The organism is Streptococcus cristatus AS 1.3089, assembly GCF_000385925.1.
GTDB classification, from domain to species: Bacteria; Bacillota; Bacilli; order Lactobacillales; family Streptococcaceae; genus Streptococcus; species Streptococcus cristatus_B.
Window position 1 is genome coordinate 1155881 of sequence record NC_021175.1, and the last position, 17976, is coordinate 1173856.

Annotated in this window: 16 protein-coding genes, 2 pseudogenes and 1 riboswitch; of the genes and pseudogenes, 6 read left to right on the forward strand and 12 right to left on the reverse strand. The window is 43.2% G+C overall.

What is annotated here, in order from left to right:
* Nucleotides 1-105: 105 nt before the first annotated feature.
* Nucleotides 106-1035, reverse strand: coding sequence for a peptidase U32 family protein (locus tag I872_RS05755; protein ID WP_015605207.1), 930 nt, complete (start codon nt 1033-1035; stop codon nt 106-108).
* 128 nt (nt 1036-1163) lie between these two features.
* Between I872_RS05755 and I872_RS05760 the strand changes: the two genes are divergently transcribed.
* Nucleotides 1164-1454, forward strand: coding sequence for a DUF3270 family protein (locus I872_RS05760; protein WP_015605208.1), 291 nt, complete (start codon nt 1164-1166; stop codon nt 1452-1454).
* 51 nt (nt 1455-1505) lie between these two features.
* On the opposite strand, the pseudogene I872_RS05765 reads toward I872_RS05760, so the two are convergent.
* The 10 genes and pseudogenes from I872_RS05765 to I872_RS05810 all read right to left on the reverse strand — a co-directional run bounded on the left by I872_RS05765 (nt 1506) and on the right by I872_RS05810 (nt 9460).
* Nucleotides 1506-2349: pseudogene (locus tag I872_RS05765) on the reverse strand (C39 family peptidase).
* A gap of 200 nt (nt 2350-2549) precedes the next feature.
* Nucleotides 2550-2981: a YtxH domain-containing protein gene (locus tag I872_RS05770; protein WP_015605211.1), complete on the reverse strand. Its 432-nt coding sequence runs from the start codon at nt 2979-2981 to the stop codon at nt 2550-2552.
* Nucleotides 2982-2996: 15 nt separating this feature from the next.
* Entirely contained in the window at nt 2997-3392 is a 396-nt protein-coding gene (locus I872_RS05775; protein WP_015605212.1) for a DUF948 domain-containing protein, read from the reverse strand.
* Nucleotides 3368-4183 (reverse strand): prolipoprotein diacylglyceryl transferase, encoded by an 816-nt coding sequence (gene lgt, locus I872_RS05780; protein ID WP_015605213.1) that lies wholly within the window; start codon nt 4181-4183, stop codon nt 3368-3370. The genes I872_RS05775 and lgt overlap by 25 nt, the downstream gene beginning before the upstream one ends.
* Nucleotides 4176-5111 carry an HPr(Ser) kinase/phosphatase gene (hprK, locus tag I872_RS05785; protein ID WP_015605214.1) on the reverse strand — a complete coding sequence of 312 codons (936 nt, stop codon included), beginning with the start codon at nt 5109-5111 and terminating at the stop codon, nt 4176-4178. Before hprK ends, lgt begins: the two co-directional genes overlap by 8 nt.
* 143 nt (nt 5112-5254) lie before the next feature.
* Nucleotides 5255-5746: an NUDIX hydrolase gene (locus I872_RS05790; protein WP_015605215.1), complete on the reverse strand. Its 492-nt coding sequence runs from the start codon at nt 5744-5746 to the stop codon at nt 5255-5257.
* A gap of 47 nt (nt 5747-5793) precedes the next feature.
* Nucleotides 5794-6243, reverse strand: a complete 450-nt coding sequence (locus tag I872_RS05795) for a hypothetical protein (RefSeq protein ID WP_015605216.1) — start codon at nt 6241-6243, stop codon at nt 5794-5796.
* 273 nt (nt 6244-6516) lie between these two features.
* Entirely contained in the window at nt 6517-6789 is a 273-nt protein-coding gene (locus I872_RS05800; RefSeq protein ID WP_015605217.1) for a PspC domain-containing protein, read from the reverse strand.
* A gap of 102 nt (nt 6790-6891) precedes the next feature.
* Nucleotides 6892-7341, reverse strand: coding sequence for a SprT family protein (locus I872_RS05805; protein ID WP_015605218.1), 450 nt, complete (start codon nt 7339-7341; stop codon nt 6892-6894).
* A complete protein-coding gene (locus tag I872_RS05810) occupies nt 7328-9460 on the reverse strand; it encodes a Tex family protein (RefSeq protein WP_015605219.1) in 2133 nt (710 codons plus the stop codon). Before I872_RS05810 ends, I872_RS05805 begins: the two co-directional genes overlap by 14 nt.
* 171 nt (nt 9461-9631) lie before the next feature.
* Here I872_RS05810 and I872_RS11275 point away from each other — a divergent pair, with 171 nt between their 5' ends.
* The 5 genes and pseudogenes from I872_RS11275 to zwf all read left to right on the forward strand — a co-directional run bounded on the left by I872_RS11275 (nt 9632) and on the right by zwf (nt 14615).
* Nucleotides 9632-9769, forward strand: coding sequence for an SPJ_0845 family protein (locus I872_RS11275; protein WP_015605220.1), 138 nt, complete (start codon nt 9632-9634; stop codon nt 9767-9769).
* Nucleotides 9766-10671, forward strand: a complete 906-nt coding sequence (locus I872_RS05815) for a permease (RefSeq protein WP_015605221.1) — start codon at nt 9766-9768, stop codon at nt 10669-10671. Before I872_RS11275 ends, I872_RS05815 begins: the two co-directional genes overlap by 4 nt.
* Nucleotides 10668-11483 carry a TIGR03943 family putative permease subunit gene (locus I872_RS05820; protein ID WP_015605222.1) on the forward strand — a complete coding sequence of 272 codons (816 nt, stop codon included), beginning with the start codon at nt 10668-10670 and terminating at the stop codon, nt 11481-11483. The genes I872_RS05815 and I872_RS05820 overlap by 4 nt, the downstream gene beginning before the upstream one ends.
* Nucleotides 11484-11666: 183 nt before the next feature.
* Nucleotides 11667-13030, forward strand: a pseudogene (locus I872_RS05825) (MFS transporter).
* Between the two features lie 121 nt (nt 13031-13151).
* Entirely contained in the window at nt 13152-14615 is a 1464-nt protein-coding gene (gene zwf, locus I872_RS05830) for a glucose-6-phosphate dehydrogenase (RefSeq protein WP_015605223.1), read from the forward strand.
* Between the two features lie 220 nt (nt 14616-14835).
* Here the strand turns inward: zwf and mgtA are convergent, their stop codons facing one another.
* Nucleotides 14836-17496, reverse strand: a complete 2661-nt coding sequence (mgtA, locus tag I872_RS05835; protein WP_015605224.1) for a magnesium-translocating P-type ATPase — start codon at nt 17494-17496, stop codon at nt 14836-14838.
* A gap of 277 nt (nt 17497-17773) precedes the next feature.
* Nucleotides 17774-17926: riboswitch (M-box (ykoK) riboswitch) on the reverse strand.
* Between the last annotated feature and the right edge of the window lie 50 nt (nt 17927-17976).

Genomic DNA, 17976 nt, shown 5'->3' on the forward strand with positions numbered 1-17976 from the left:
CATAGAAACTTAAAAAGGCACAGACTAATCCGTGCCTTTTTAAGTTTCTGGTGATGCATTGGCCTTCTAAAAAAGTCTACTTAGATAAAGACAGCAAAACTAGACCTATTTCACCATGTCTGGATCGTAATCATAAAATCCTGTATCGAGGAAACGATTCTTCGGATGCAGTTTGTGAAGCAACTCATCTAACAAGAAAGCTTGGTCATGACTAAATTCACCTTTTTCAATCAAGTCCCTCGCCTGAACAAAAAGCTTAGCAATCTCAACAAAATTCTGACCAGGAGTGTAGAGCCCTTCCAACTTCCAATGCGTAAAGCCGTGGTCAACCAATTCTGTCAGCTTAGTCATCAGGTCTAAGTCATTATTGGCGAAAATATGCGTCCCGTGGTCGTCCTCAAAAATCGAATAATGGCTCTGAGGGTCACTCGGCTCAGCAAGAAAGAGGTCTCTCTCTCTTGATTTTTCATCATCAATGTGTGTAAAGTTATAGTAATTTTGCAAAAGCGGACGTTTAGAGTGGTGGATAACGCTCGCACCATAAACTAGGACTTCGGCTGGAATTTCAAGGATTTCCGGCATTTTAAAGAGTTCTGCCGATGGAATTTCCCGCGCCAAAACAGCTTCCGATACACCAGCATTCTTGCCCCAAAAATTAATCTGGCGACTGCTGGTAACCATGGTCGAAGCATCATAAATCGTTTTCAGCTTATAGCCATCCCGCTGCAAAACGTAGAATACACCTGCATCACCGACGGTGATATAATCTACCTCAATCTCCTGAAGAAAATCCAAATAAGGCTTGATCTGATCCATCATGTCCTGATGCATCAAAGCATTGACAGCAACGGTCATTTCTTTTCCTGCCTGATGAACCATTTGAGAAATACGATTTAATTCGTCATAAGTGAAATTATGTGGCAATCGAAGGCCGTATTTTTTCTCACCGACATAAATACGATCCACACCAGCTTCCAATAAAGCTTGAACTTGTTCTATACTTTCAGCTGTCGCTGTAATGATTATCTTTTTCATATCATTATTATACCAAAAAATAGGAATTATGATTTCTTAATTCGATTTTATTCGTTTTGTAACTATCTTGTAACATACCTAATAGTAGAAACATGATAGAATGATAAGGTACTATTAGGAGAGAGATTATGGCAGTAAGAGATTTTAAACAGTTTGAGTCAGCGCCCCTGCATGATTCGACAGAGCAAACCAAGGAAGTATCCTATCAAGAATACCTGCCTCAAGCAGAATCAGCATCGCAATTACGTGAGCTACTTTTCTTTATAAATATCGCTTTATTCTGTATTTTGACAGTCTTTTTTAGCTTTATCTTCTTATCTGCAAAAATAAGTACCTTCCTATCTTTTACACTTGCTGTAGTCCTGAGTCTAATGGTTATTCAAGGCTACCGTACTGTTCGGAGAAAGAGACACCGTTAATTCACGAATTAAATCAAACGAGATCAAAAGATCTCGTTTTTTTTCTTTTCTTTACCAAGCGTAATTTGGTTCCTGACAAGCACACATCGCTGCCAATAATTCTTCTGGAGTCACCCTTTTCAGCCCTCCATAGACTGGATCCTGAACGGTATAGGATGGATCAATGTAATAAACTGCAAGGACATCACTGCCGTCTGCTGATAATTCATAGCCCGTCCCCACGACATTGTGTTCACCCTTGTGCCCTGGGTAGATGGAGGCATTATCAATCGTATAGTAGAGCGGATAGCCATCATCAATATTCTTGCGCAGGCGCTCCTTAAAGAGCTGCATATCTTCAGAATTCGAGGCGCTACTAGTCACTGTCGCAAGATGATAGCCCGCTTGGCCTGCCGGCACTTCCTCATAGCCAAACAGATATTGATTTAAGACACGGATAGCATTGACATTATGGGTGCCAAAAGTCCCATCGGTGCCCATCGCTCGTGCCAATTCTTCCTGACTAGCCTGGACGCCCCTGTAAGCTAGAATCATACTGACAGAGGTCGGTGCGCAAGTATTCCAAGCTCGCTGGATCTGCATAGGAACTTCCAGACGTTTTCTGATTGGAGAAAGGCGCTTCTTTACTAGAAGGCTGTGTCTCCTCTTCTCTGACCTTTTCAGTTGTCTGACTGGAGCTTTCCGACTCCGCAGAAGCGGAACTCTGACTAGGGCTGGTTTGATTAGTACTGGCTTGACTACTACTAGCTGCTTTCGAGCTAGCTTGACTCGCGCTCGAAGCTTTAGACGAAGGGTCAGAGCTTTTAGACCGAGGGGATTCTGAAGCTTTCTGCCGAGAACAAGCTAGTAAGCAGCAGCCCAGACCTAGCAAGGCAAGTATTTTTAAATTTTTCATACCAACACCCCCTTTTACATATATAATAGCGCTTTCGCTGCGAAGTGTCAAGACGCAGAGGATAGAACTAAAGAGTAATAAGTATCGCTTCCTAGCCCCATACGACTACTCATCAGCTACTGCGGGAAATGTCTACTTCGAATAAAAACGAGGCTAGGACTCTTTTGTCCCAGCCTCAGACTTGTATATCTAGTTTGAACTTACTTATCTTCTAAATCAATGATGATTTCTTCTGAAGAAGCTTTTTCTCCTTCTTCCACCACGATATCAGAAATTTCTTCTTCAAGAATTTCCTCTTCTTTTTCAAACTTTTCTTTGATTTCTTGGAATTTATCCTGTGAATAGTCTACTACTGACTTGGTTGTATCCTTGACAGACTCCAATACTGTTTCAGCTGTAATTTCGCCATTTTCAACCTTTTCCTTGGTTTGGTTGATGGCCTTGACAGCCTGATCTGAAAAATCCTTTACTGATTGGACAACTGCTTCGTGAGTCTTATCTGGATCTTCACGATAGTCAACAACGAAGTCTTGAACTTTTTCAGTAATTTCTTTACCTTTTTTGCTAGTTAGAAAGTACGCTGCAGCTGCACCAGACACAGCACCTAATAAAAGTGATGAAATTTTTCCCATAATAAACCTACTTTCTTATTTTTTAAATAATTTGCCAACAAAACGAAGGGCCGTTAGACCTGCTGTTGTTTTGGCTGTCGTGCTTCCTGCTGCGACTGCTTTTTTTCCTAAAACACGCGCCTGATCGTTTAAATCAGAGACTGATTCAGATAGGTCTGCCACCGCATTGAAAAGCGGATCAATCGTTGCTACTTTGTGGTTGATATCATCTGTCAACACATTGACTTTGGCAATCAAATCATTGGTTTGATGCAGGGTGACATTGACATCAGAAGTCAAAACTTTGATAGTATTTTCTGTCTCATCCAGCATTTTAGCAGCCTTATCACCGAGAGTTTTGACGGTGATAGTCATATAGATTAGAAAAACAATCAAAGCGACAGCAACTAAAGTATAAGCAATTTCAAGCATAATATTCTCCTCTCATTCTTGATAATAGGGGGCTTGTTTTTTCTTTGGTAAATCATAATGCCGATGCCTAGTAAAATCAGAGCTGCAGACAGCCACTGAGATACACGAACACCCAAGAACATGAGACTGTCGGTCCGCATACCCTCAATAATCATCCGGCCAAAGCCGTACCAAATCAGGTAAAAGGCTGCCAATTCTCCCTGACGGAAGAATTTAGGCCGGCGTCGTAAAATCATCAGTAGGGCAAAACCAAGTAAATTCCAAAGGGACTCGTATAAGAAGGTTGGCTGGCGATAAGCACCATCTATGTACATATTGTTGCGGATGAAGGACGGCAGATAGTTAAGGTTTTTGACCACTGCTCCATAGGCTTCTTGGTTAAAGAAATTGCCCCAACGGCCGATGCTCTGGGCAATCAAGACGCTAGGTGCTGCAATATCCAAGAAATCAACAGGATTGATCAGCCTTCTCTGTGAAAAGAAATAAAGGACAAGCGCACCGGTAATCAAACCACCGTAAATGGCTAAACCACCATTCCAAATCTGAAAAATCTCAATCAGAGAATGCTTGCCATAATAAGACCATTCAAAAATCACATAGTAGAGCCGCGCTCCAAGGATAGCCAAGGGAAAGGCAATCAGAATGAAATCAAGAATATCATCTGGAATCATCTTTTTGCGTGGCGCTTCCTTCATGGCCAAGTAAACGGCTAAAATCAAGCCAGTGACAATGCAAATTGCATACCAACGAATACTAAAGGGACCAACTGTAAAAGCTACTGGATCAAGCATCTTTCACCTCATTCTGGCTAATTAGATTAGTCAGTCGTTCTTCAAAAATCTTGGTGGCATCAAAGCCCATTTCCTTAGCTCGATAGTTCATGGCTGCAGCCTCAATCACCACAGAGATGTTGCGTCCTGTCTTAACGGGGATGCGAATACGAGGAATTCTGACACCAGAAACTTCCAATTCTTCTGCATTATTACCCAGACGGTCAAAGGTCTTATTGGTATCATAATTTTCCAGATAGACGGCAATCTGTACCTGTGAAGAATCCTTAACCGCACTAGCTCCGTAAAGGCTCATCACATCAATAATGCCGACACCACGAATTTCCAAGAGATGACGAAGAATCTCAGCAGGCTCTCCCCAGAGAGTCATTTCATCCTTGGCAAAAATATCGACCCGGTCATCTGCCACTAAACGATGGCCACGCTTGACTAACTCAAGACCAGTTTCACTTTTACCAATACCACTGTCTCCTTGAATCAGCACTCCCATTCCGTAGATGTCCATCAATACGCCATGAACACTGGTTCTGACCGCCAAACGTGAGTCAAGGAAACTAGAAATTTCCCCTGATAGACGGCTGGTTGATGTGCGGCTGGTAAGAATCGCGATTTGCTTTTCTTCCGCTGCTCGTCGCATTTCTTCAGGAATCTCCAAATTGCGCGCCACAATGACAACTGGTGTTTCTGGTTGAAACATTTTCAGAAGGACTTGATGACGATTGTGGGATGTCATCTTCATCAGATAAGACCACTCCTTCATCCCAATCAGCTGAATCCGTTCTGGCGTGTAGTAGTCAAAATAGCCGGTCATTTCAAGACCCGGCCGCGAAATATCCGATGTCGAAATCTCCTTTTCTAAGAGGTCATCACTGCCGTAAACTATGCGTAAACGGACTTTTTCAATCAAATCTTTGACCTTTACAGACATTCCCTGCTCCCTTCAAATTTATCTTTCTCTATTATAGCAAATTTTTACCCTAAAAGAGTTTTTAAGATTGGAAATTAAGCAGGATTTTTCCCTAGATGCTTGTAAAAACATCTGCCAGCCAGCAAAAAGGCCAGTCAAAACAACTAGCCTATCCACCTTTGGAGAATTCTTTTTTGACTTTGAAAGCATGGATGGCTCTCGATAAAGGCTGGTATTTCTCTTAGAGCCAGCCAGATATGAGCATCAGTTTCGCCTACCTGATAGCAAACTTGGCTCTTGTCCCCAGACACCACCGCTTCATAGAAATCAAAGTGGCACTGGTCTTCGACAGAGCACACCTGCTCCAATAGTCTGATACTGTCAGGAACTAGGCCTGTTTCTTCTTCTAGTTCCCGCAGGGCGGCTGTCTGACTATCCTCTCCTGCCAATACACTACCTCCCGCTCCAAACTCATAGTAGCCAGGATAGAGACTTTTATTTGCTGATCGTCGCATACAGAGAAAATCACCATCCTGATGGCGAACCAAGACATTGACACAAAGATGAAACTGGCCTTCAGGAATTTTTTCTCCTCGAATTAGGAGATGCGGGAGCTGACTTCGATTCAAGTCATAGGCATTCCAAACTTCTGTCATATTTCCTCCTTGGATAAATGCTTAGGTTTTCTTTGAATTTGTAAGGTTCAGTCTATTTCACTCTGATTATTTTCAGTTTGAGAAATAGCTCGCTTTTTATAGTTAGAAAGGTTTATTGAATGAGCCATAGAGTATACAATTGTATTTGAAAGCAGCATACCAAAAACATAAAATAGGCTATTAGGAAGAGAGTTGATAATGTTTTGGAAACCTCCAACAAAACCATAAATTACGAAACATAGAACTGGCAGAAATAAGATAGATACAAGTCCTACTAAACGCTTTGAGCTTTGCTCCGGGGTTAAAACTTTCCAGAAAAAGAAGAAATTCCACAAGCCAAATGGAAAAGCTAAATTACCTATAAAGAAAACAAAGAAGGTAGCATAACCTCCTGCCACCATGCCTGCTGCAAAAATAAGAACTATATGTAGAATTAAACTAATAATCAAATACAGGAAAAATTTCAAAATATATAATGGTAAAGAAAATTGTTTCATTTAAATCTCTTTCTAAGCTTTAAGGTAATCGGTTGAATCAGCCTTTTCTATTTTTGGGGATGTCTGAAGCTAGGCAAATCGTAAGCCTATGTAGCATAAGCTATATAAAATAACTACGAATACCGTTCTTCAAAATAACAATCAGGGATAGGAACGCTTAAAGCAGCAATTTGAGTGTTGGTAGCCTAATGGAAAATGTTTCTTATAATTGTTATCTTTCCTCTACATCTAGCAAAAATTCGGGAACACTACCCGAATTTCTCTCTTTCATAATTACCAAAACCAGCCGTCATTGTCATTGATTGGCTCGGCATCTTTCATTTTACGAGGGCCTGTTCCATACATTTCCGCTTCCACATCTTCCTTGTAAGGCATCACGACAGCCAGCAAAATATAAATCAAAATTCCTAAGCCAAAATTGAAAACTGTAAAAATGATGAATAAAAAGCGTAACAAACCAAGATCAAAGTTGAATTTATCGGCCAGTCCCGATAAAACCCCTGAAATCACTCGGTTTCTTCTTAATTTATAAAATTTAGTTTTCATGGTGACGACCTCAACTCTCATTCTTTCCTTCATTTTATCATAGCGAAAGGGCAAAAAAATCAGCCCCAAGGCTGATTCTGCAGTTATCAGTTTTTCATTCACTCAGCCTCTGTTTGTTTCCTCTTTGAGGAATGCCAGTTGGCCTCTACAGCGTCCGCAACGGTATTTTTGAAGATTGACCCTACGTCTGCGACGGATAAGTGCTCCGCAGCTCAGGCATTCATAGATGAGAAGGGATTGCGAATCTGACAATGAGGGGGCGTAGCGCAGACCATCCACCTGCTTGAGTAATTCTTTAAAATCCCTATCTCCATGGCGGTAGCCTTTACCCTGATAATAAAGATGATAGTGGACCAACTCATGGCGGACAATTTTTCGGAAGATCTCCAGCCCAAAAGTTTCATAGATTTTTGGGTTAAAATCCAGATGGCCGTCTTTAGGAAAGAAGCGTCCTCCTGTAGTACGGAGACGCTTATTCCAAAAAGCTTGGTGGCTAAATTCCCAGCCAAAATCTTCCAGCGAAACTTGCTTAACGTAGTTAGTTAGATTCATTTGGTGCTATCAGAGAGAGGTTGACCCTCTCCCGCTCCACATCCAGTTTATCCACCCAGACAGTGACCAAATCGCCAACCGACAAGACTTGACTAGGGTGTTTAATGAAATTTTTGCTGATTTTAGAAATATGGATAAGGCCATCTTCGTGGATACCGATATCCACAAAGGCTCCGAAATCAACGACATTGCGGACAACACCCTCAAGTTTTTGACCGATGCGCAAATCCTTAATATCCAAGACATCCTGCCGCAGAACTGGCGCGTCAAAGGAATCACGCAAATCCCGACCAGGCTTGAGCAGATCAGCAATAATATCTTTGAGGGTTTCTTCTCCCAAGCCTAGCTCTGTAGCCAAACTAGCAGTCTGCACTGCTTTTAATTTGGCTTGGGCTGCTTCATCCAAACTGCTAATTTCCAGACGCTTAAAGAGTTCTTCTACTGCCTTATAAGACTCTGGGTGAACGCCTGTATTGTCTAGCAGGTTATCACTTTCAGGAATACGCAGGAAGCCGGCTGCCTGTTCAAAAGCCTTTGCGCCCAGACGCGGCACTTTCTTGATGGCCTCGCGAGACCGAATCAAGCCTTCCGTTTCCCGATACTTGACAATATTTTCTGAGATAGTTTTATTAAGACCAGCTACATGGGCCAGTAGGGCTGGACTGGCGGTGTTGATATTAACTCCGACTTGGTTAACCACGGTATCAACGACAAAGTCCAAACTTTCAGACAGCTTTTTCTGGCTGACATCATGCTGGTACTGACCAACTCCGATGGACTTAGGATCAATCTTGACCAGCTCAGCCAAAGGATCCTGCAGACGGCGGGCAATGGAAATAGCTGAGCGCTTTTCAACCGTCAAATCTGGAAACTCATGACGAGCCAGTTCACTAGCAGAGTAGACAGATGCTCCGCTTTCATTGACGATAACATAGCTGACATCTGGATGGGATTTCAAAACTTCAGCTACAAAGGCTTCGCTTTCTCGGCTAGCCGTTCCATTTCCAATGGCAATAATTTCCACGCCAAACTGCTCAATCAGCTCCGATAACTCTTTCTTAGATGCTTCAATCTGAGTTGGCTTTGCTGGTGGAACGGGATAGATGACATGAGTCGTCAGCATCTTTCCTGTCGCATCCACAACAGCTAGCTTGGCTCCTGTCCGAAAGGCTGGGTCAAAGCCCAGTACTACACGACCTTTGAGAGGGGCAATCAGGAGGAGATTGCGGAGGTTTTCTGAGAAGAGCTGAATGGCTCCATCCTCAGCGGCCTCAGTCAGCTCGGTCCGAATACGGCGCTCCATGGCTGGAATGATTTTCTTTTTAACCGCTTGCTGGATAGCTTCGATAATATAGGCATTTTTCACCTTGAAGCGTACTTCAAAGAAACGCAGAATTTTCTCAATATTGTGCTCAAAACCAACCTTGAGAATACCTAGCTTCTCACCACGGTTAAGAGCCAATGTCCGGTAGCCCTGCATGGTCGCTACTTTTTCAGAAAAATCATAATAAATCTGGAAGACCTGCTTTTCATCCAAATCACCATCTTTGAGACTAGATACGATAGAAGAATTGGTCTGAATCTCATGGTAGGTCCAAGCCCGCAGCTTGGTATCTTCAGAAATCGCCTCAGTCAGAATATCCACTGCTCCAGCTAGAGCAGCTTCTGCTGTCGGAAAGGCTTCACTAGTCAGTTTCTCAGCTTCTTCCTGCAGATTAGCCGCATCCTGTAAGATTAGGCGGGCCAAAGGAAAGAGACCTGCTTCACGCGCAATAGTAGCCTTGGTACGGCGCTTCTCCTTGTAGGGCAGATAAAGTTCTTCCACATCAGCCAGCTTTTCAGCAGCCTCAATCTCAGAACGCAGTGCATCCGTTAGTTTTCCCTGCTCCTCAATCTTAGCTAAGACCGTTGCTTTACGCTCTGCCAAGGCAGTCATGCTCTTATCTAAGTCAATGATTGCCTTAATCTCGACCTCATCCAGATTTCCCGTCATTTCCTTACGGTAACGAGCAATAAAAGGAATGGTATTTCCCTCAGCGGTCAGTTCTAAGACCTGTGATACTTGTTTTTCTTTAAGGCCCAATTTCTGGGCAATTTTTTCAATATTTAAATTTTCCATAACGCTTCTATTATATCATAATATGAAGCTGAACAATCTATAAAGACTAGTTTAATCCATCTTTTTCTTTCTTGGATAAATCCGCTGTCTCAGCTCCATCGTGGCTGAAAATATCATTTTTTTTCTTTTGGTAGTATAATAGAATTATTATTTTAGAAATGAGGTACTTTTATGGCTGTTAAATTTACTAAAACAGACGATTTAGACAAGATGTTCGAGGAATTTGCAACCCTGCCCAAGCTTGAAAAAGTCGAATTTCCAGATGGCAAAAAGAAAAAAGAAGCTGAAGACAAGGCTAAAAAAGCATGAGTTTCTTTTCAAATCTTCCTTCCAGCGTCTTACAGGCTGGAGCTATTTTTCTCTCCATTATCATAGAGGCATTGCCATTTGTTTTGATTGGAAGTATCATTTCTGGCTTTATTGAGGTTTATGTCACGCCAGACAGGGTTTATCACTTCCTGCCCAAGAACAAATGGGCTCGGATTTTCTTTGGAAGTCTAATCGGTGTCGTCTTTCCTTCCTGTGAGTGCGGAATTGTTCCCATTATAAATCGGTTTCTGGAAAAGAAAGTTCCCAGTTACACGGCTGTGCCTTTTCTGGTAACAGCTCCAGTCATCAACCCTATCGTGCTCTTTGCGACCTACTCAGCCTTTGGTAATTCCTTCCGAATGGCTCTGCTTCGTGCTCTAGGTTCTATGGTCGTGGCTATTCTTTTAGGGATTTTTCTGGGCTTCTTTGCGGATAGCAATATCCAGAAAGAGAATCGCAAGGCTGTTCATGAGCATGACTTTTCACATCTCAGCAAAGGACAAAAGCTATTTCAGGTATTTGTGCAGGCCATTGATGAATTTTTCGATACAGGCCGCTATCTGGTTTTTGGCTGTCTCTTCGCCAGTATAGTACAAGTCTATGTGCCAACCAGAATCCTGACCTCTATCAGCTCGACACCAGCTGTCGCTATTCTTCTGCTCATGCTGCTGTCCTTCCTGCTCTCACTGTGCAGCGAAGCTGATGCGTTCATCGGAAGCTCCTTGATTGCTAGTTTCGGCTTAGCGCCAGTCTTAGCTTTCTTGGTCATTGGGCCTATGCTAGATGTCAAGAATCTGCTGATGATGAAAAACTACTTTAAGACACGCTTTATCTGGCAATTTATCAGCCTAGTTACCGTCGTCGTCTTTCTTTACTCTTGGCTTGTGGGGGTAGTGCTATGATTCGATTTTTAATCTTAGTCGGCTACTTTGAGATTACCATGTATCTGCAGCTGACGGGCAAGCTTAATCAATATATCAATCTCCACTATTCCTATCTGGCATATCTATCCATGATTCTGTCCTTTATCTTGGCAGTCGTGCAGCTCATCATCTGGATGAAAAAGATGGAGGTCCATAGTCATTTAAGCACTCGCTGGGCCAAGCTAGGCAGCGTCCTGCTCCTTGTCATTCCGCTTTTTGTGGGAATTTTCTTTCCAACCGTCACCTTGGATTCGACAACCGTTTCGGCTAAAGGATTTCATTTCCCACTGGCTGAGGGAACTTCTGCAGCCGTCCAGCAGGACGAAGGTACGACAAGCCAGTATCTGAAGCCGGACACCAGCACCTACTTTACCAAAGGGGCTTACGAAAAAGAAATGCGGGCAGCCGCCAAGAAATATGTCAAGCAAGATACCATTCAGATCACAACTGAGAACTACATGGAGGTCATGGAGGTCATCTATGACTATCCCGACGAGTTTGTGGGCAAGACGCTGGAGTTCACCGGCTTTGTCTACAACGACCCCAGCGACCAGAAGAGTCAATTTCTCTTTCGCTTCGGTATTATCCATTGTATCGCCGACTCAGGTGTCTATGGCCTCTTGACGACTGGAAATACTCAGCATTTCGAGAATAATACCTGGATTCATGCCAAGGGGAAACTTGCCATGCACTACCATAAAAGTCTTGGGCAAAGCCTGCCAACTCTAGAAGTTGAAAGTTTTGATAGGGTAGAAAAACCGGACAATCCTTATGTCTATCGGGTCTTTTAGAGTCAAACACCTGTGAAAATCCATTTTCATGGGTGTTTCTTTTATATGCCATTCTCTCCCCTTTACTAAGTTAGTCTGCTCGACTTTTATAAATTTGATTAAAGTTGCTATTTAACTTTTTTTCTCCTCTCTTAGAAAATCATGCTACAATAATACTATCTCATTTGAAAAGGAGTTGTTTTTATGAATCAAGAAAAAGTAAAGAAACGAGATTTGCTTTCTATTCTGGCTGTGGCCTTAGTCACCTTTGCTGGAATTCTTTCAGAGACCAGTATGAATGTGACCTTTCCCCACCTCAGCAAAGTATTTGGTCTGAGCTTAGGAGTGCTGCAATGGATTACGACTGGCTATCTGCTGGCCGTCGCCATCACCATAACTTTAGGCGCAACTCTAGCCCACAATTGGACGGAGCGTCGCATCCTCTTTACCTCACTTTCCATCTTTACTCTTGGTAATCTGATTGCTATGATTGCCCCAGACTTTACTTCCCTTATGCTGGGACGGATCCTTCAGGGGGGAGCGACTGGGATTGCCATTCCACTTATGTTTAATCTCATCGTGGAGCGGATTCCTCGGCAGAAAATCGGCTTTTATATGGGACTGAGTGGTCTAGTTATCAGTCTGGCACCAGCCATCGGCCCGACCTACGGAGGCTTCATGATTGGCTCCTTCGACTGGCACATGATCTACAGCTTTATCATGCCAGTTCCCATCCTCTCTTTTTGCTGGCTTATGTTAACTTGGAAAATTCAGCAGGAAAAAGCAAGCGTCCCTTTGATGTGCTGGGCTTTCTCTCGCTCACAACGGCTCTTTCCTTTTCTCTGATGACCATCTCCAGTTTAGAAGGTGGTGATAGTGTCAATTGGCTTTATCTAGCCATTTTCTTCCTTTCCTTTGCCTTTTTTATCTGGCGGAGTCTGACGGTTCAAGATCCGTTTCTGGACATCCGTATCTTGAAAGAACCAACAATTTTCTTTGGAATTCTGCCCTTTTTAATTTTCCAATTCTCCAACCTATCCAGTAATTTTCTCATTCCCAACTTTCTCGTGCTGGTCAAGAATGTCTCCACCGCCCAAGCTGGATTTTCCCTCCTTCCCGGAACCATGATCGGGGCTTTTATGTCGCCTTTTCTGGGGAAATTGTACGATAGCAAAGGCCCAAAACTATCTCTGCTAAGCGGCAATAGCCTAGTCTTTCTTGTCATGATTATCTTTAGCTTCTTTACAAACTGGCTCAATCTGCCTTTAATCTTAGGATTTTATATCCTCTTTACTATGGGACGCAACATGGCCTTCAACAATACCATGGCTTTATCGGCTTCTCAAGTCAGCAGAGATAAAACGGCGGATGTAACTGCCCTCTTTCAACTCGCACAAACCTTTGCTGGTGCCTTGGGAACGGCAATTGCAGCTGTCCTGCTCAATCAAGCCCCCGATACGACAAGTGGCGCCCACAATGTTTTCAGCCTACTACTCCTTCTCGTGACAGGCAACTTTATTTTCTACTATTTCCTGTTTCGAGCGATTCATCAGAAGAAAGAAGCCTAAATTTATATCCCGACTTTCCCTCGGGATATTTTCTTTGGTCAAATCCAGATTTTTCAAATACAATTTTTCTGAAAATTGTGATAAAATAGAGACAATCACATTTAGATAGGTAATAGATATCATGTCTTCAAAAGTTATTATTACAATTTTCGGTGCCAGCGGAGACTTGGCTCAAAGAAAACTTTATCCTTCTCTCTTTAGACTTTATAAATCTGGCAATCTTTCGCAACATTTTGCCGTAATCGGAACTGCCCGCAGACCTTGGAGCAAGGAATATTTCGAGTCGGTCGTTGTCGAGTCAATCTCTGACCTAGCCGACAGTGCTGAGCAGGCTCAAGAGTTCGCCAGCCACTTTTACTATCAAAGCCATGACGTACAAGATACTGAGCATTATATCGAATTGCGCAAGCTGCAAAACAAGCTCAACGAGCAATACCAGGCAGAAAATAACAAACTCTTCTTCCTTTCTATGGCGCCACAATTTTTCGGAACCATTGCTAAGCATCTCAAGTCTGAGCAAATCGTTGATGGAAAAGGATTTGAACGCCTGATTGTCGAAAAACCTTTTGGGACAGATTTGGCAACTGCCAGCAAGCTCAATGAAGATCTACTGGCTACTTTTGATGAAGAACAGATTTTCCGTATCGACCACTATCTGGGCAAGGAAATGATTCAAAAGATTTTTGCCATCCGCTTTGCTAATCTTCTGTTTGAAAATGTCTGGAACCGCCAATACATTGATAATGTGCAGATTACCTTTGCTGAAAAGCTGGGCGTTGAAGAGCGCGGTGGCTACTATGATGAGTCTGGTGCCCTCCGCGATATGGTACAAAACCACACCCTACAACTCCTTTCACTACTGGCCATGGACAAACCAAAAAGCTTTACCAAAGATCATATCCGTGCAGAAAAGGTCAAGGTCTTTGAACGCCTTGTTCAGCCGAGCGAAGAAGATTTGAAGCGCTTCTTCATTCGTGGTCAGTACAAGTCTGGCAATATCAATGGCAAAAAATACATTTCCTACCGTAGTGAGCCCAATGTCAACCCTGAGTCTACGACCGAAACCTTTGCCTCTGGTGCCTTCTTCATTGATAGCGATCGCTTCCGTGATGTTCCTTTCTTCTTCCGAACAGGGAAACGTCTCACTAAAAAAGGCACCCTCGTCAACATCGTTTTCAAACAGATGGACTCCATCTTTGGTGAACCTCTCAAACCAAATGTACTAACCATCTATATCCAACCAACTGAAGGCCTTTCACTCAGCCTCAATGGTAAGGAAGTGGGAGAACTCTTTAACCTAGCTCCTATGTCATTGGATTATCGGACAGACGCTACAGCTTCAGGAGCCTCTCCAGACCCTTATGAAAAACTGATTTTTGATGTCCTCAATAACGACTCAACTAATTTCAGCCATTGGGACGAAGTAAAAGCCAGCTGGCAGCTTATCGATCGCATCGAAGAACTCTGGAGTCAAAATCAAGTACCACTCCATGAATATCCTGTCGGATCTATGGGACCAGAAGCTTCCTTTGAGCTACTCGCCCAATTTGGAGCAAGCTGGCAATGGCAACCTGATAAAGAATAATACATGCAAAAGAGGCTGGGACAAAAGTCCTAGCCTCTCAATTGTCTTTGGATTGTCAAGCAAGACGCAGTGGTTGAGTGGGCTCTATTACGCTGATTTCATCAGCTTTTACAGCCCTACGCAACTGTGCGGAGGTGGGACAACGAAATCGAATTCTAACGAATTACCGATCTCTGTCCCACTCTCTTTTATACTTCTTAAACATCTGCTAGTATTTCTACTACAGCCATTCCTTGTAACGCTTGATATAAAGGCCTTTCACAAAGGTTACACTAATCATATAAAGCACGATAATCAAGAAAAGGAAAAGGAAATAGGTGCCATTGAGCGGGGCAGTCTTCAGAACTGACGCAAAGAGGCTGTATGGCAAGGAAGTAACAAAGAGCGCAGCCGCCATGGTCGTCACAATGACGGAAAGGGCAGGACGGCTTTGCACAAAAGGCAGCTTAGGCGAACGCAGCATATAGATGACCATGGTCTGGGTCCACATAGACTCAATAAACCAGCCTGTTTGGAAAAGAGTGATAAAAATTGCTGCCTGCTCAGTACCAGCTTGATAATTTCCACCAGTCAGCATAGGCACAATAATAAAGTAAAGCACCAGATAGGTCAAAACATCAAAAACGGATGAGATAGGCCCGATCCAAGCCATAAAGCGGGTGATGGAGCTAGCTGACCAAATATGAGGCTTCTTGAGAAATTCACTGTCCACATTATCAAATGGCAGAGCTATACAAGACAAATCATAAACCAGATTGAGGACAATCAAATGAACTGGTGCCATAGGCAGAAATGGCAAAAAGATACTGGCAAAGAGGAGAGAAAAGATATTCCCAAAGTTGGAACTGACCGTCATCTTGATATACTTGGTCATATTGGCATAGACCTTGCGTCCCTCTACCAGCCCTTTCTCTAGAACCATAAGGTCCTTATCCAGCAAAATGACATCTGCCGTTTCCTTAGCAATATCGACAGCTGTATCAACAGAAATACCGACATCTGCTACTTTCATAGAAGGCGCATCATTGATGCCATCACCCATATAGCCGACCTTATGGCCATTGGCTTTGAGCTGGAGGATAATCCGTGCTTTTTGGTCAGGTGAGAGCTTGGCAAAAACTGTTGTATCCTCTACTGCCTGGCTTAATTCCTCATCAGATAAAGTATCTACCTCAACGCCTAGCAATATATTTTCTACATCAAGGCCCACCTTTTCACAGACTGCCTGAGTAACCTTTTCATTATCGCCCGTCAAAATCTTAGTAGCAACGCCATACTCAGCCAAAGTTTCAATGGCTGGAGCTGCAGATGGCTTAGGCGGATCCAGAAAAGCTAGATAGCCCGTCAAAATCATGTCGGACTCATCCTTCACTTCATAGTCGTAATCTTCTTCTAGGTCTGACTTGTAGCTAACACCAAGCACGCGCAGCCCTTGCTCATTGAGTTGAGCCACTTCAGCAAGGATTTCCTGACGAATCTCTTCAGTCAGTTCCGTAATGCGGTTCTTGTATTCTACATAGCTAGAGATGGCCAGCATTTCCTCCAAGGCCCCCTTGGTCACCATGCTGATGACATCCTCATCATCCTTGACGATGACACTCATGCGGCGGCGTTCAAAGTCAAAAGGCAATTCATCAATTTTCTTAAAAGTTTGGTCTAGATCACGGACAATCTCATGTTTTTCTGCTTCTTTCTCCGTCCGGTTAATAATAGCCCGATCCATGAGATTTTTGAGACCGGTTTGATAATAAGAATTGAGAAAGGCACGACGGAGCACTGCTAAGTCCAAATCACCATGAATATCCAATGGGTATTCTAACACAATCTCGTCTTGGGTCAGTGTGCCCGTCTTATCCGTACAAAGGATATCAATCGCTCCTAAGTCTTGGATGGCATTCAGTTTTTTAATCACGACCTTTTCCTGAGCCATGATAATAGAACCTTTAGCTAAGCTCGCCGTGATAATCATAGGCAGCATTTCTGGCGTCAGGCCGACTCCAACGCTGAGGGCAAAGACACCTGCTTCCAACCAGTCGCCGTCTGCCAGCCCGTTGATGAAGAACACAACTGGCACCATGACCAGCATCAAACGAATCAAGAGCCAAGAAATGCTATTCATCTCGCGCTCAAAAGAGGTTGGCTCATCGTAGGTGTTCAATGTCTGCTCAATAGCACCCATCATAGTCTCATCACCAACCACCAGCACCAGGGCCGTGGCTCTCCCAGAAATAACATTGGTTCCCATAAAGGCCAGCGACTCTGTTTCTAAAAGGCTATTGAAATTTTGCCCATCCGCCTTGTTCAAACAGAGCTTTTCTACTGCGTCACTTTCCCCTGTTAGGCCAGACTGTTGTACAAAGAAATCGCGGGAATCCAGCAGCAAGACATCTGCGGGAATCATGTCTCCAGCACTAAGCTTGATGATGTCTCCTACAACAAGCTCATCAATCGGAAGTTCCTGCTCTGCTCCTTCTCGGATAACCGTAGCTGTGTTGACAATCAGCCGAGATAGATTGCTAGCAGCGCGGTCGCTCCGCAATTCCTGAATAAAACGGATGCCGCCGGAAATCAGCACCAGAACGACAATAATAATGGAAGTCGTCGGATCTTCCTCACCAGGCTTGGCCAGCCAGACATTTGTCATTAAAGACACGAGGGCAATCACCAATAAGATGACTGTAAAGGGGTTAATAATAGACTCGTAAATTTTCTTTAGAATGGAGTCTTCCTGACCCTTTGTGATAATATTTTCACCATAGAGATCACGATTTTCTTCGACCTGCTCTTCTGTCAGGCCCCGAAAGGAAGTCTTGTAAAATGCCAGAGTTTCTTGTACAGGAAGCTGCAGAGCAGCAACTAATCTTTCTTTTACTGTTTTCATTGGTTTCTCCTTTATGTATGATTGATAATTTTCATACACAGGGACCAATCACTTTATGAGGACAGAACGACACAAATCAGCGATTGGCTGTGTATGTGCGGTTCCGGATGATCGTCAATTTGCATCGTGCTACTCCTTTCTTTTATTCTTGATTTGCAGAGAATCCATCATTTACATACTTAAACTACTTTCAGCAAAAAAGAAGACCCTGCCATTATCGGCAGGGTTGTTTGCATGTCAGGTTATTCGCTTCACTATTTTAAACACAGATAAAGCAAGTATTGACCGTTCAAGCTTTAACTCCATAAGGCAATGTAATGAACTTAGTCTTGACCTTGGCGATCAGGACTGTTGACCAACGAGTAGTGTCTCCACTGCTTTGCGGTAGTCATCCGTATCCTTATGGTAGCCTCACCTACCGATTTACACTCTTACTATACTCCTCTTTAGAAAGATTGTCAATAAAGAGAGCTATTTTTA